10 protein-coding genes and 1 pseudogene are annotated in these 15,494 nt (G+C 50.6%); 4 read left to right on the forward strand and 7 right to left on the reverse strand.

What is annotated here, in order from left to right:
- Window positions 1–40: 40 nt before the first annotated feature.
- Window positions 41–346, reverse strand: coding sequence for a YunC family protein (locus ACSR9A_RS29465; RefSeq protein WP_341281664.1), 306 nt, complete (start codon window positions 344–346; stop codon window positions 41–43).
- Between the two features lie 174 nt (window positions 347–520).
- Here ACSR9A_RS29465 and ACSR9A_RS29470 point away from each other — a divergent pair, with 174 nt between their 5' ends.
- Entirely contained in the window at window positions 521–1,078 is a 558-nt protein-coding gene (locus ACSR9A_RS29470) for a hypothetical protein (protein ID WP_473761947.1), read from the forward strand.
- A 77-nt stretch (window positions 1,079–1,155) separates the two neighbouring features.
- On the opposite strand, the gene ACSR9A_RS29475 is transcribed toward ACSR9A_RS29470, so the two are convergent.
- Together ACSR9A_RS29475 and ACSR9A_RS29480 are read right to left on the reverse strand one after the other, a co-directional pair.
- On the reverse strand, window positions 1,156–3,069 hold the full coding sequence (locus ACSR9A_RS29475) for a putative bifunctional diguanylate cyclase/phosphodiesterase (protein ID WP_473761949.1): 1,914 nt from the start codon (window positions 3,067–3,069) through the stop codon (window positions 1,156–1,158).
- Window positions 3,070–3,157: 88 nt separating this feature from the next.
- Window positions 3,158–3,544, reverse strand: coding sequence for a DUF423 domain-containing protein (locus ACSR9A_RS29480; RefSeq protein WP_473761952.1), 387 nt, complete (start codon window positions 3,542–3,544; stop codon window positions 3,158–3,160).
- 85 nt (window positions 3,545–3,629) lie between these two features.
- On the opposite strand from ACSR9A_RS29480, the gene ACSR9A_RS29485 reads away from it, so the two are divergent.
- Complete coding sequence (locus tag ACSR9A_RS29485; protein WP_473761954.1) at window positions 3,630–4,169, forward strand: hypothetical protein; 540 nt, start codon at window positions 3,630–3,632, stop codon at window positions 4,167–4,169.
- A gap of 54 nt (window positions 4,170–4,223) precedes the next feature.
- Here the strand turns inward: ACSR9A_RS29485 and ACSR9A_RS29490 are convergent, their stop codons facing one another.
- Together ACSR9A_RS29490 and ACSR9A_RS29495 are read right to left on the reverse strand one after the other, a co-directional pair.
- Window positions 4,224–7,316, reverse strand: a complete 3,093-nt coding sequence (locus tag ACSR9A_RS29490; protein WP_473761957.1) for an AAA family ATPase — start codon at window positions 7,314–7,316, stop codon at window positions 4,224–4,226.
- Window positions 7,313–8,488 (reverse strand): exonuclease SbcCD subunit D, encoded by a 1,176-nt coding sequence (locus tag ACSR9A_RS29495; protein ID WP_473761959.1) that lies wholly within the window; start codon window positions 8,486–8,488, stop codon window positions 7,313–7,315. Before ACSR9A_RS29495 ends, ACSR9A_RS29490 begins: the two co-directional genes overlap by 4 nt.
- 83 nt (window positions 8,489–8,571) lie before the next feature.
- On the opposite strand from ACSR9A_RS29495, the gene ACSR9A_RS29500 reads away from it, so the two are divergent.
- Complete coding sequence (locus ACSR9A_RS29500) at window positions 8,572–9,870, forward strand: amidohydrolase (protein WP_473761961.1); 1,299 nt, start codon at window positions 8,572–8,574, stop codon at window positions 9,868–9,870.
- Window positions 9,871–11,151: 1,281 nt separating this feature from the next.
- On the opposite strand, the pseudogene ACSR9A_RS29505 reads toward ACSR9A_RS29500, so the two are convergent.
- Window positions 11,152–13,002: pseudogene (locus tag ACSR9A_RS29505) on the reverse strand (rhamnogalacturonan lyase); the annotation flags it as partial.
- Between the two features lie 549 nt (window positions 13,003–13,551).
- Here ACSR9A_RS29505 and yhbH point away from each other — a divergent pair.
- Window positions 13,552–14,703, forward strand: a complete 1,152-nt coding sequence (yhbH, locus tag ACSR9A_RS29510) for a sporulation protein YhbH (protein ID WP_473761963.1) — start codon at window positions 13,552–13,554, stop codon at window positions 14,701–14,703.
- Between the two features lie 171 nt (window positions 14,704–14,874).
- Here yhbH and cysC read toward each other — a convergent pair whose 3' ends face one another.
- Window positions 14,875–15,489: an adenylyl-sulfate kinase gene (gene cysC, locus ACSR9A_RS29515; RefSeq protein WP_473761966.1), complete on the reverse strand. Its 615-nt coding sequence runs from the start codon at window positions 15,487–15,489 to the stop codon at window positions 14,875–14,877.
- Window positions 15,490–15,494: the final 5 nt, after the last annotated feature.

Consider the following 15,494-nt stretch of genomic DNA (forward strand, 5'->3'; position numbering starts at 1 on the left):
TCCCATCTTTCCAAAAGATAAGGATAAAGGCTCTTTTGTATTATGCCATTAAGGTAAGAGCATCTGTTCCTTTCATTCCGGCATGAATTCCCATACCTTCCGCTGTTGTCGTAACCGATTCCAAAGGTGCAACAAGCAGCTCCTCTAATGTGCGTACGCCAACGGCTCTTCCGGCGATAATCCCGCGATTATGCAATCGTTCATTCAGCAGGCCAACATCAAGCGCACCACACATGATATATCCTTTATCTGTCGTCCAAGCAAGCAATGTCGTCTTAGGAAGCTTTACCTCAATACCTATCACGGTCAGCCCATTTTGCAGTGTGGCAGGAACCATTCGCATCATTATACGCTCACCTCCTTTGCCATCAATTAGCTGCCAAAGCTGCCAAAGCATTATATGCAAAAAAGTTTTTATCGAATTGGACGATTAGCAAAATTTAGCACTATATATCCCATCTGATTAATGGTATAGTAGTTATGCAAAAATTAACATTAGGTCGGAGGAACTATAGAGCAGATGGAAAATACACAAAAACAGTCATACGTACTCCAAGTAGAATTGCTAGTAGAGAACGTTAGCAACGCTGCTGCCTTGGAGCAGGTCATTCATGCCTTAAATGCTGGCGGATTTGTGGATTATCGGATTTTATCAGGTGTTCAGCTGGGACAAGTTATCGATCAACGCAAAGCTGATGCTGCTGTTCAAGTTCCTATGGAAATCGATAATAAAGCGCCTGCGCAGAATGAAAAACAAGCACAAAGCAATAAATCTGCAGCTAGCAAGCCTTCACAGTCTGTCAAAGAAAAAGACGTACCACCTGTTAAAGCTGCTAAACCTAAGGTTGTTGAGCCTTCACTCTCCGATCCTTATGATGGATTTGCAGACATTCGCGGATTTATGAAAAGCAATAAACTCATTCGTCTTATTGTAAACAAGGGGCTTGGCATTACACTCAGCATTCCATGCCGTATTTTAAATGTGGATGATGCAACGAGCATGATTACGGTCTACCACGTGGATGAGAAGCAAGTCTACACCTTCAAGCTTAATGAAATAGAAGACTATACGTCCTAATTATGAAGCAGCACAAATTGAAAAGGTCCGTTTGAATGAGCCGGGTGCGTTCCCAGCCATTCAAACAGACCTTTTTTCTACATGTAATAGCCGCCCAGCATTTGCTCAATATTGTCGCTTGGAACTGGCGCACTCCAGAAATACCCCTGCATTTCGTCGCAGTTGTGCTTGCGCAAAAATTCAATTTGCTCCTGTGTCTCCACGCCCTCTGCAATAACCTGAATATTAAGATTATGGGCCATAGCAATAATAGCTGCAACAATTTCCGCATCGCTTGGGTCCTGCTGGATGTCACGGACGAAGGAACGGTCGATTTTGAGCCGGTCGATCGGGAAATTTTTCAAATAATGAAAAGAGCTGTAGCCTGTGCCAAAATCGTCAATGCTTATGCCAACGCCAAGCGCCGTCAAATCCAGCAGGCAGCGCGACACATGGTTCACATCCATCGTCATCGACTCCGTAATTTCCAAATCCAAATATTGCGATTCAAGACCGGTACGGGCCAGAACGTCTGCCACCTTGCTAGCCAAATCATGCTGGACAAACTGCCTGATGGAGAGGTTAACCGAAACCGGCATAGGCGGCAAGCCTGATTCCTGCCAGCATTTATTTTGGCGGCAAGCCTCCTCCAGCACCCAATCGCCAATTTGCACAATCATACCGCTCTCCTCAGCCAAAGGAATAAAATCGCCCGGAGGGATCATTCCCCGGATCGGATGCTTCCAGCGCACCAGCGCCTCGACGCCGATCATACCGCCAGAAATCATATCATATTGCGGCTGATAGTATAAAATGAACTCCTTGCGCTGGATAGCACGATACATTTCATGCTGCATCGACAAATGCTCAAACGAATAATTGCTCCAGCTTTCGGAATAAAGCAGCGCATCGTTTCTGCCATTCTGCTTCACCTTCATTAACGCCATATCCGCTTTATTAAGCAGCGCATAATCATCATCCTCGACCAGACGGCTCGTGACCGCACCTATGCTTGCTGTAATTTGGATCGGAAAGCCTTTAAGCTCGAAAGGCTCCTCAATCGCCTGCAGCACCGTGCGGGCACGGCTCAGCAGCTGCTCCTCCGACTCCAGATCCTTAAACAACAGAGCGAACTCATCGCCTTCCATCCTGGCGGCAAAATCCTGCTCGTACATGACACTTGTAAAGCGCTCTGCCACCTGCATGAGCAGCATATCGCCAAATTCGCGGCCGAAGGAAGCGTTGACGAGCTTAAAGCGGTCCAAGTCCATATAACACAGCCCAACAAGCTGGTTATGATCGTGGGCAAAAGCAAGGCTTTCATTCAACCTCACTTGAAAAAGCGTTCGATTCGGCAATCCCGTTCTATCGTCGTAGTAGGCCATATAACGAATCCGTTCCACATTTCGCTTGCGATCGCTTAAGTCATGACTCACCACCAGCGTTCCGATGACCTTCTCATCCTGCACCATGGGAGAACATACGAGATGCAGCTCAAGCGGATAGCCTGACCGGTGTATAATATGAATGTTTCCCTGCTTCGGACAACCGGTAAGCGAATGCTCAAGCATCGTATGTAAGGCATCGCGGCTGCCTGCATCTACGAAAGAGGCCAGCCAATTCCCCATTAACTCCGCGCGTTCATAGCCAAAAGTGCGCTCTGCGCCTTCATTCAATTCAATTATAACGCCCTGTGGATCAATGATAGCCAGCGGGACCGCTTCCGAGCGAAGCAGCGCCTCAACCATTGGTTTATGATAGCTGAGCGTATTCGATGTCTTGGTCTGCCTGACCATTAGGACGAAGTTTCCTATAAGGAATGCCACAGTCAAACAAGAAGCTAGCCAAATAAAAAGCGAAGGTATTGCTGTTACTATCATCGCTGCCACCCATACTCCTACGATAATGAGCAGCAAGCTGCCTTGCAGCCACGGATTCCACAACTTGGACAACCATTGTGTAAGCGCGTCACGTGGCGGTCTATCAGGCCGACCAAACGTTCGTTTCGTCACGCACTAACTTCCTTCCTTCGTTCGAATCCAATAAGGTTAGACTTATTATAATCGAAACCGCCGTTTCGGCATAGAAATATTATGCAAATCAAACGGCTTTTTTTCGAGACTTGAGGGTGGCGACGATGACGCAAACCCAGCCAGCAAGAAAAGCCACGCCGCCAATTGGTGTAATTGCTCCCAGCATGCGAATATCGCTTAATGCAAGGATATAGAGACTGCCGCTGAAAATAACTATGCCAGCAAGCAGCAGCCTTGCTCCGGAAAGCAGTAATTTGCTCTCGCCCAAGCGATCCGCAAGCAGAGCGACCAGCATAAGGCCAAGCGAATGATACATATGATAGCGTACGCCCGTTTCAAAAATAGCGAGCAAATCAGCTGGCAATATTTCCTTTAATGTATGAGCGCCAAAGGCCCCTAATCCTACGGCAATAGCGGCACCAATAGCGCCGATAGTGAAATATTTTTGGAACATCTGTTTTCATTCCTTTCAGAATTGAGTATAATTTACTGTAATTGTGTTTTAACACGACGTACATATACTGGAGGAGAACACTTTAATGGAAGAAAATAAAAACAATTCCACACCGATTTCATTTACGAAATCGGATACGGACCAGACTCAGACACCGGATTATAATCCTTACGGATCTGCACCATCAACAGGCTTTTCCGATCCTACACCTTATCAGCCGAGCCAGCCGCTAAAGCATTCAGGCCTTGGCATTGCTTCCTTCATTATGGCCATTGCATCTATTCTAATAGGCGTTGTTAGCATCATCATGTTTTTCACAGCCATTGGCAGTCTCATTTCAACAGGAAATGAGTACCTACTTGAAGACACTGCCTACCTTGAGGAGTTGATTATGGGAGGCGCTGGCTCCTTTATGGCATCGATTGTAGCGGTTGTCGTCAGCGTCGGCATTACGTTTGTCGGCCTGATTCTTGGTATTATTGGTGCATGCTCCAAGCAGCGCCGCAAAGTTTTTGCGGTTATCGGTATTATTCTGAACGGACTTGGCGTAATGGGCACTGTTGTCTTTTTTATTTTTTCCATTGCTGTATTCTCTGCTGGAGCAAGCGCATTATCCGGCTACTAACATTCAGAAAGATAGGCAGGAAACAGCGTTCGCGTTGTTTCCTGCCTTTTTCTATTAACGAACGGTTACGGCCGTGCGGCTGTAGCCTTCCTTCGTCTTATGAACTTCAAGGCAGGCGGGAAAAGCCTGCTTGAGCTCCTGCACATGTGAAATCACGCCAATCATGCGGCCAGCGCGCTGCAAATCAACCAAAGCCTCGATTGCCTTGTTCAGCGCCTCCTCATCCAGGGAGCCAAACCCTTCGTCAATAAACATCATTTCAATGGAAATTCCGCCTTGATGCGCCTGGATAACATCGGTCATTCCTAAAGCAAGGCAGAGAGACGCATTAAATTTTTCCCCGCCGGACATCGTTTTCACATCGCGATTTTGTCCTGTATACGCATCATACACGTCCAGGCCAAGACCGCTTTGCTTCCCTCTGACTTCCAAACGATCGCTGCGCTGCAGCATAAACTGCCCGCCTGAAAGCCGCTGCAGACGCACATTTGCCGCCTGCAAAATTTGCTCCAAAAACTCAATCAATATATAACGTTCAAAGGAAATTTTAAGCGCATTGTCTCCTTTAAGCATTTGATAGATGTCGAGCACCTGCTCCAGCTCCGCCTCGAGCTGCTTCACTCGCTCGCTCGTCGCTGTGAGCTGGCGAATGAGCCGAACAGCCTCCTCGCCATGACGCGCAGCGGTTTGCAGTGCAGCGACAATCGTCTCCAACTGCTGCTTAAGCTCAGCGCCTGCTGCATGCAGCTCCTGCATATCCGCAGGCTGCCTTCCAGCCAGCTCCAGCTGCATATCCGTTACACGGCTCGTCAGCGCCTGAACCGCAGATTTATAAGCGTCCAGCTGCTCCTTGAGCGCTTGCCGCTCCTGCGGCGTTTTCACGGCGGCGCGATAAGCCTCCAATGAATCAAATGCCGCAGCCTTCAGCTCGCTCAGCAGCCGCTTCTCAGCTTCTTCCCTATTTCGCTGCGCTTCTTCAAATTGTTCGCGAGCCTGCAGGGCATGGACGGAAGCTTCTGCCAACTTAAGCTGGGCCTGCTGCAGCTGCTTGACAGCAGCCTGCCAGGCATCTGCATGCTGACGAACTTTCATCTGCTGGGCAGCCAGCGCCTGCTGCAATTGTTCGGGCTCGCGAAGCGATTCGGGTATGCGTTCCAGCTCTCTGGCGAGCAGCGACTCCTTCGCGCCCAGTTCAATTTGCAGCTGCTGATAAACCGCTTGGCGCTGCTCTTTATTCCGGATGAGCCGCTCCAGCTCCACTTCCCGTTTTTCAGCCTGCTCTTTAAGCAAGCGCATCTCTTCGTTCTGCTGCTGCAGCCGGTCCGTCTCATCCTTCAACTGCTTCCACTGCGTGCGGAGGTCAGCCTGCTGCTCGGCGAGATGCTCGGCAGAGGCGCCGTATTCCGCAAGCTCGGCGGCGCTGCTTTCCCAGCCGGAACGGGCTGCCGCTACTTGCAGCCTTGACGCATTCAGCTCGCGCTCGCAGACAGCAAGCTGCTCCTTTGCCTGTGCAAGCTGCTCTCGTGAGGGCACATCAGCAGCAGTTTGAATTTTGCCGGGATGCTCTACGCTGCCGCATACTGGGCAAGGCTTCCCGTCATGCAAATGAGTGGCGAGCAAGCCTGCCTGGCCTTCAATCCATTGCTGTTCCAACCCATCGTGCCGTGCACGAACGATGGAGAGCGCCTGTTCCTGGCTCGCTTCCAGCCGCTTGAACTCAGCCAGCTCCTGCTCCAGCTTGATTAGCTTGGAGACGTATTTGCCTTGCTGCTCAACGCGCCTGAGCTGTTCTTGCTTCGCTTGCAGCTGCTGGCCGTCGCTCTCCATGAGCTTCAGCCGCGCAGCACCTTGCTGCTTCGCTTCCTTCTCGGCCGCAATAGTTGCATCTTCCTTCTCCAGCTGCGCCTGGGCCTGCTTCGCCCTTGCCCGCAGCTCCGTTACGACCTGCCGCTGCTCGCCCATCTGCTGCACCGCTGGCGCCAGCTCCTCCAGCCGGTTCTGCTCACGCTCCGCCTCCCGCCGCTCGGGCTCACGCTGCTCCTCGCTCGCATGACGCTGCGACGCCGCTGCCAGCGCTTGCTTCGCAGCCTCCGCTTCCCGCTGCTTCGCCTCGCTGGCCTGCTGCTTCGCCTCCGCGTCCTTGCCGGCGCGGCTCGCTTGCTCCTCATAAGGCGTGAGCAGCGCGGCCCGCTCAGCCAATTGCAGCTCGCGCCCCTTCACTTCCTGCGCGGCGCGGCCCAGCTCCAGCTGCTCCAGCTTGGTTCGCTCCACCGCAAGCTCTTCGAACCGCGCGTTCAGCGCCAGCGCGGCGCGCAGCCGCTCTTCCTGCGCAAGCAGCTGCTCGTCCATCTGCTGCCGCTGCACATCGCCTTGCTGCACCAGCTCGCTATAATAAGCTGCCTCCTGCTCCAAGCTGGCAAGCAATTGCGTAGCATTATACACCTCTTGGCTCAGCGTCGCTGCCAGCAAGCTTCCCTCGCGCTGAGGAAGCGCATCGCCCGATTGCTTCATGTACATGTCATTGCGCAGCCGCGCTTCCTTGAGCGTTTCATTCAGCTCGCGGTTTTGCTGCTGAAACCTCAGCTCCAGCTTCTCATACAGCTCCGTGCGAAAAATCCGCCGCAAAATCTCTTCTTTATTATCAGTATCCGAGGTGAGCAGCTTGCGAAACTCTCCCTGCGGCAGCATCACGATTTGATTAAACTGTTCCTTCGTAAGGCCAATAATCGATTCCAGCTTTGCATCGACGTCGCGAACTTGAAAACGGTCGACAAGCGGCACAGCTTGTCCATCTACAAGCTCATACAGCTCTGCCTTGCCGCCTGTCTCGCTTTTGTTCGAGCCTTTACGATGCGGAAGCTGGCGAAATACTTGGTATTCCCGCTGCGCAACTGCAAAATGAAATTCAACCGACGTATGCGTATCATCCCCGGCAAAATGGCTCCGCAGCATGCGTGCCTCCGAGCGATCCTCTCCGCTGGCTGCACCATAAAGCGCAAAGCAAATCGCATCAAAAATCGAGGTTTTACCTGCTCCGGTGCTGCCGGAAATAACGAACAGCCGATGCTCGTCCAGCTGGGCAAAATCAATCGTTTCCGCATCCCGGTACGGGCCGAAAGCGTTCATCGTTAACTTGAGCGGTCTCATGCGCTGCCTCCTTCCTCATGCAGCAGCTTCCCGAAGACATCGGCGAAACGCTGCTTTTTACTCTCACTGAGCGGACTTCCCTTGACCTCTTGATAAAAGGAAGCGAATAAGGCTACCGGATCAGCCTCTCGGCGGCGAACCGCCTCTATTGCACCATCAGCGGAAGCCTCTGCCTCAGCGAGCAGACCCGCCTCCGGCCTGCGCTCGACATGCAGCGCATTCGGATAAATGGCACGCACCTTCTCCATCGGAAACAGCACCGGATTTTCATTCAGCAGCGTAACAAATACATAATCCTCGCTTTTCGCATGCTGCTCAATTTCTTCAATCGTTCCGGAAACACGGCGCAAATCGCGCAGCGGCTGGAATGGCCGCTTTTCTACCGTTACTGCGCCTTTGTCATCCATTTCCACTACATAATAGCCTTTGGCGTGATGCTCCTCGGAAACCGAATATTTAAGCGGAGAGCCCGCATATCTAATTTTATCGTCGCTGACATAATGCGCCTGATGCAGGTGACCGAGCGCCGTATAATGAAATGGCGCAAAATAACTGGCACGCACATGCTCCGCCCCGCCAATCGCCAGCGGACGCTCCGAATCGCTCGTATTCGGCTCCGCCTCTCCGGTTGCCGTAACAAAAGCATGGCCGATAAAAACATGGCGCGCAGCAGGATCAAGCTGATGCAGCAGCCGCTCCGTCAAAGCTTTCATCGCATCATCATGCGTGCGAATGCTCTCATCGCCGAGCGCATAACGCACGTGTGCAGGATCCGCATAAGGCACGAGGTGAAAATGCACCTCGCCATGCTCGTCGCGGAGCACAACAGACTTCTGCTCCCGCTTCATTCTTCCGGCAATATGCAGCCCCCGGCTTGCCATCATCGCCGTGCCAAAATCAATTCGATCCGGGCTGTCGTGATTGCCAGCCACAGCCAGCACCGGCGTTTCAAGCTTAATAACGATATGCTGCAGCACCTCATCGAGCAGTTCTACTGCCTCAATAGGTGGAATGGCCCGATCATACAAATCACCGGCAATAATGACTGCATCTGGGCGTTCGCGTTCAATATCGGCAATCAATTGCTCCAGCACATAACGCTGATCTTCTGTCATATAAACACCTTGAACCAGCTTGCCTAGATGCCAGTCTGCGGTATGGAACCATTTCATAATGGCGAAACACCCTTTCTTGCCCTTGACCTTAACGCAGCGTCAACGTTTATCCTCCTAAGTATACCAAGGAGGGGACAAAGATGAGAACACTAATTCAAAACGTTCAAATTTTAACGATGAAAAAAGGCGAAAGGCTTTTTCACGGCGAGCTGCTGATCGAAAATGACCGCATTGCGGCCATAGGCACGAATTTGCCTAAGTCCGCTGCTAAAGCAAACAAAATCATCGATGGCAAAGGCATGTTAGCGATGCCTGGCCTCATTAATGCCCACCAGCATACGCCAATGAGCTTATTGAAAGGTTTTTCCGATGATTACAAGCTGATGGAGTGGCTGGAGCATAAAATGCTGCCTGCCGAGGCGCGCATGACGCCTGAGGATATTTATTGGGGAGCCAAGCTTGCCATGGCCGAAATGATCAAATCCGGCACAACGGCATTTGCCGATATGTATGTGCATATGAACGAGATTGCTGCTGCTGCCTTGGAAACAGGGATGCGCGCCTCCTTAACACGGGGACTTGTATTTTTGCAAAATGACGGCGGCAAACGGTTAACTGAAGCGCTTGACCTCATTGACCGCTGGCATGGCCAGGCCGATGGGCGAATTACAACGATGTTCGGCCCCCATGCCCCCTATACATGCCCGCCAGAACCACTTGCAGAAATCATAAAGCTCGCCGCCGAAAAAGATTTGCCTATCCATATCCATCTAGCGGAAACGGTAGAGGAAGTCACCAAGATCAAAGCCAAATACAACTGCTCGCCAGCCGCTTATTTACACAATCTCGGGCTATTTGCCGAGGCCCACACTTTACTGGCCCATGGCGTGCATCTAACACATGACGACATTCAGCTGCTTAGTGGCATGAAAGGTGGCGTTTCCCACAATCCGGTCAGCAATTTAAAGCTCGGCTGCGGCATTGCCCCAGTGGCAGCACTTATCGATGCTGGCATTACGGTTGGACTCGGTACGGATGGATCAGGAAGTGCTTCCACAGTCGACATGTTTGAAGGGATTAAAGCAGCGGCCTGGATGCAAAAAATAGCAGCCTGCGACCCATCCGTTTTCCCAGCCCATCAGGTGCTGGAGATGGCAACAGTCGAAAGCGCCAAGCTGCTGCGCATCGATCATGATACAGGAACGCTCGAGGCTGGCAAAAAAGCCGATCTCATTTTAGTCGATATGAATAAGCCCCACTTGCAGCCCGTCCATCATGTAGAGTCGCTGCTCGCCTACGCCGTGAATGGCAGCGATGTCGATACGACCATCGTCAACGGCAAGCTCCTGATGCAAGGCCGCGAGCTGCTGACGATAGACGAGGAGGTACTGCTTTACGAGGCGGGCATTCGAGCACGGAGAATCGTAGACGGTATATAGAACGGCAAGCATGCGGCAGCTCGGCTGCTTTTTTCGCAGTCCGGCGCTTGCCTGCTGTCACGGAATGGCCGATTTATTTTTTCAACTATGGCTTTGTTTGGCTTGGCTTGTTTTAGGTTGTTTTGGGTTGCAGCGTTTTCTTCGCCTTTTGTCCCTTATCCCCTTAGCTCAGAAAAGCCGCTTGAACGGCCCAATCCGGCAACATGCCTGATCACACCGCCCAAACAGCTCTCCAAGCTCTCCCAGTTCTCCAAGCACAAAAGGCTTTCCATCCCATTGCAGTTGCAGTTGCGATTCGAATGCTGTGACAACAGCAATTTCTCATTTATGCAAAAATCGTATTATGGTCATTTCGATAATCGCATACCTTTGAGTGAGTGAACTTTACCAAATGACTATAAGCTGAATCCTCGATTTACCGATGTTCTTCCCCCTTCCCCCAATCAAACTCAGGAAGCTTTCAAAAATAACACAGCTTCAGCTCCCATGTCGATTAAGTTGCTCTCGTGCACCGTTCCTTTTCGTTTGCCGGCGGTGCCTCAATCCAGTTCTCCTACCAACGGCTTTGCTTCTTTCCTAGCTTTTTGTTTGTTTGCTTATTTGCTTTGTTACTTCTGTACTTCTTTACTTCTTTACTTCTGCAGTTCTGTAGTTCTGTAGTTCTGTAGTTCTGTAGTTCTGTAGTTTTTCACTTCTCTTTACGCTGTTATTTTATAAAATGTCTTGGACAGACTCCGATCTCAATGTTTCTGAGCTAAGGGGATAATACCTCAAGCTTTAAAAAATAGGAACAGTCTGCCCAAGCCTGATACTTATAGCTACACGAAGAGATACTAGAGATACTAGATTTACTAGATTTACTAGAAAAACGGAAGTCCGGTTAAATAGATGCGCCTGTTCCTCTTTTTGCGTTTCTGAGCTGAGGGGATAATAACCCTAGCTCTACAAAATAGGAGCGGCTTGTCCATGGACTGCGCTTAGCGCTGCGCCTGAAGCCACTTGAGCTGCTGCATTTGGATTAACCTGGCCGGTTGGCACACTGTTGTCTGGCTGTTGTTCAGGAACGGGGGTCGTTACCGGCTCTGTCTGAGGTTCTGTTTCAGGTTCTGTTCCAGGTTCTGTTTCCGACCCTGTTTCCGACCCTGTTCCCGATTCTGTTTCCGGCTCCGTTTGCGGAGCTGGATCCTGTTCAGGGGCAGTCACTGCTTCTTCCAAAGCAGCCTCCTCAGCGAGTAAGGCATTGGCCGTGCCTACTTCTGTAAACGAGGCCTGTGGCAGAGTCGTGTACATGCTTGGTGCAGGAGGCGTGCTCATGCCATTTCCAAGGAAATAGCTCGTATGCGGCGGCTGGTTGTAGGCTACATTTTGCCATGCAACACCTAAACGGTATACGGCATCATGCATCAGCGTGTAGAGACGATATGTCGTAACATCTGTGGTTGTATACAAGCGCAGCTTAGTGCTGTCCTCCGTACGCCACAACACTTCCTCGCGCCAATCGCCAATCAGATCAGCCTGCAAGCTAGGATTCCCTTTTGTCGTATTGTTGGAGTAAGTTCCCGTTGCCGTTAGCAGGCGGCTGACTGCACCGGTATTGTAATTCCATTTTTCAATTTTTCCGACGCCAACTCCAGCGCTTCCCGACCATACATGGTCAAGCAGCTCGCGCAGCAGGTCGCCATCCCACCAGATGCCGAAATTTTGCGAGGATGGAGGCGTGCTGGAAATGAGCTGCCCCGTAATCGTCCTCAGCCCTACACCACTGCCAGCCCAAACCTCAGCTCCCGGATAACGAGGATCGATGTCGGCCGCCATTCCGCGTCCCGTATCCGCGCCCGTATGGACACCCCACAAAATTTGACCAGTAGCCGCATCATGGACTTGGGCTCCATAAGGCTTGCTCGTGTCCTCGTTTACCTTAAATACCTCAAGACCAGCACGGTTCGGGTTCAAATCGCTGACATGCATCGCATCGCCATGCCCCATATTTGTGTTATATAGCTTCTGGCCATTATCATCAACGGTCATTGCGCCAAATACAATTTCATCCTTGCCGTCATTATCAACATCCGCCACACTCAAACTATGATTGCCCTGTCCCGCATAAGCAGAATTGCCGGAACTATTCGTATCAAACGTCCAGCGGCTCGTCAGCGAGCCATTCCGGAAGTCAAAAGCAGCAATGACGGTTCTCGTATAATAGCCACGCGACATGACGATGCTTGGCCTAACACCATCCAAATAAGCAACGCCAGCTAGAAAGCGATCGACACGGTTGCCATAACTATCACCCCAGCTCGATACGGTGCCTCTGGCCGGCACATAGTTCGTTGTCGCAAGCGCAGCCCCCGTCTGGCCTGAAAAAACAGTCAAATATTCCGGACCTGACAGCACATAGCCCGAAGAATTGCGGTAATCGGCAGTCGAGCTGCCGATTACCTGTCCTGTTCCATCCACGGTGCCGTCCGCTGTTTTGATGACCACCTCGCCTTTGCCGTCGCCGTTAAAGTCATAGAGGAGAAATTGCGAATAATGGGCGCCTGCGCGAATATTTTTGCCCATATTAATGCGCCACAGCTTTTGTCCATTCATTTTGTAAGCATCAAAAATAACATTGCCGGTATACCCCGATTGGGAGTTATCCTTGGCGTTTGACGGGTCCCACTTGAGGACGATCTCGTATTCGCCATCTCCGTCAAGGTCGGCTACGCTTGCATCATTTGCGCTATAGGTGTAGCTTTCACCGCTCGGTGTTGTCCCGCCAGCAGGCTTGTCCAGCGGAATATCTTTATAGTTGTTCGCCCATACGGTTGCCGTATTGGAGGCTGGTCGTTCAACGCCATTAATTACGGCGCGGACATAATAGGTGGAGGAGTTGCTGCCGCCAGCATCCAGAAGATTCGTGCTTGTCGTAATGACACTGCTGTTTACCTTCGTCCCGTTGCGATAAACGTTGAAGCCTGTATTAGCAGCCTCGCCGCCGAGCAGCCGCCAACTGACAAATACGCCTCCGCTTACTTTTACAGCGACGACTCCTCTCGTTAAAGCTTCCATCTGCCTTGGGGCGGCAGCACTGACCTTCGGTTCCATAACAAAAGCAGGAATAACCAGCAAAGCAGCAACAGAGAGCATTATTGTTTTGCGAATCACGTTTTTAACGTTCATCTCTTCTTATTCAGCTCCTTTTCGCACATGATATTTTATCAACACCCACAATTGAAAGCGCTACCAAATTATTCGAAAATGAAATCTACGTCATTCCTTTAATTTCCAGGATTACGAACGGTTAAGGATTTGAGTAAGCATCCACCTCCTTGATAAATCATACGTTTTTATGAATCAAAACCATAATTTGGAATCACTTTCATTGTCGATGATAGACTGTGTTCCGACATTTTACTACTTAAAAAACAGAGTTCTTTGTTAAAAAAACCGAGATTCATGCGATTAATTAGCTAGAATCAGATCGCTTTTGACTCACATATCCGCCCCAGACGTGAATATATTGAATAACAAGGTGAAACGGCTATCGCCGTCCTTTGGCGGCAAGGCGCGTTTCACTCCGAGAAATATAAGCCAAATGATAAGTGTGAAACTTATAAATTCTTATATTTCAACGAAAAATTAGATCCCCTGGCCCTGATCCAGATCTTATTGATGAAAGATGGGAGTGTGACGCTCGTGGCAGAACCGTTATTTATCGTGTCACAGGAGGATTGGACCTTGCATCGGAAAGGTTACGAAGATCAAGCCCGGCACCAGGAAAAAGTAAGAGAAGCTGTTCGGCAAAATCTTCCCGATATTGTGACCGATGAAAGCATTGTATTATCCGATGGCAAGCAGACGGTGAAAATACCGATTAAAAGCATTGATGAATCCCATTTCGTCTACAACTACAACAAGAAGCAGCATGTTGGACAAGGCGATGGCGATTCACAGGTAGGGGATGTGCTCGGCGTTGATCCTGGGGCCGCCAAAGGTCCCGGCAAAGGACAGGGTGCGGGCGATCAGCCGGGCGAGGACTATGTGGAGGCAGAAATCAGCATTGACCAGTTGGAGGATATGCTCTTCGAGGAGCTGGAGCTTCCTAATCTGGAGCAAAAGCAGAAGGATGTTATGGAAACAACCGAGGTCGTCTTTCACGATATTCGCAAAAAAGGCATTATGTCCAACATCGACAAAAAACGGACGCTCATTCAAAATTTGAAGCGCAATGCCAATGAAGGACGCTCAGGCATTGGCGGCATCTCGCCGGATGATTTGCGTTTTAAAACGTGGAATGAAATCGTAAAGCCCCAATCCAATGCCGTCGTATTGGCGCTCATGGACACTTCAGGCTCCATGGGCTCTTTTGAAAAATATTGTGCCAGAAGCTTCTTCTTCTGGATGACTCGCTTTCTGCGCCGGAAATATCAGCATGTTGAGATGGTATTCGTAGCGCATCATACCGAAGCGAAGGAAGTAACCGAAGAAGAATTTTTCACTCGCGGCGAGAGCGGCGGCACCATCTGCTCCTCTGCCTATCAGAAGGCGCTTGATATTATCGACAGCCGTTATCCGTCGGCCAATTGGAACATTTATCCGTTTCATTTTTCCGATGGCGATAATTTGACCTCTGATAACGAAAAATGCGTGAAGCTCATCGACAAGCTGCTGGAACGGGCCAATCTGTTCGGCTACGGCGAGGTAAATCAATATAATCGCAGCAGCACCTTAATGTCCGCATATAAAAACATAAGCAATAAAAAATTTATGTATTCGATTATTAAGGATAAAGGCGAAGTATATAAGGCGCTTAAAACCTTCTTCTCCAAGCCCGCAAGCGGCGCTTAAAAGCATGCATTAGACTTCGTCCAGCAGGCAGCTGGCACAAGCGAAGTCGATGCTCAAGCACATTACATCAAACGTAAAAAGCTTCCTCTTCGGGCGTTCCCGAAGAAGAAGCTTTTTTTTGCATGATTTTACAGAGCGTATCACAAGAGCATAGGTTGCCCGGTTGTTTTGCTAATCCCGCTCGGTTAAAATACCGCGCTGCTGCAAGCAGCGGATAACGGCCTCAGCCGCAGTATCCGCATTTCCTATGCCCGAAAACAGCTCCAGGTCTGGAACGAGCGGTGCCTCGTAAGGAGCAGATATACCCGTGAACAGCGGAATTTCTCCCCGCCGCGCCTTGCTGTAAAGCCCCTTCGGATCACGCTGCTCGCATATGGCAAGCGGACAATTTACATACACCTCCACATAGGGAAGTGGAGCTGCAATCGCTCGCGCCAATGCTCGATCCGCCTCCAGCGGCGAGACGAGCGCCGCTATGGCAATGCTTCCATTGCTAGCAAACAACCCCGCCACCTCCGCGGTGCGGCGCACATTTTCGCGGCGATCCTCTGCGCTAAAGCCAAGATCGCGGTTTAGCCCATGCCGCAAATTATCGCCATCCAGTACCGCCGTTCGCACGCCGTTAGCTTGAAGCTGTCTATGAAGCGAAGCAGCGATAGATGACTTTCCTGATGCAGGCAGCCCTGTTAACCATACAATGCTGCCGGAATAGGCCACTTGGCCATACTGCTGCAATCCGCCAAGCTCATAAGATTGCCACTGCACATTTGGGGATTTTTGATCCATCTGGC

The organism is Paenibacillus sp. R-74696 (genome assembly GCF_055814915.1).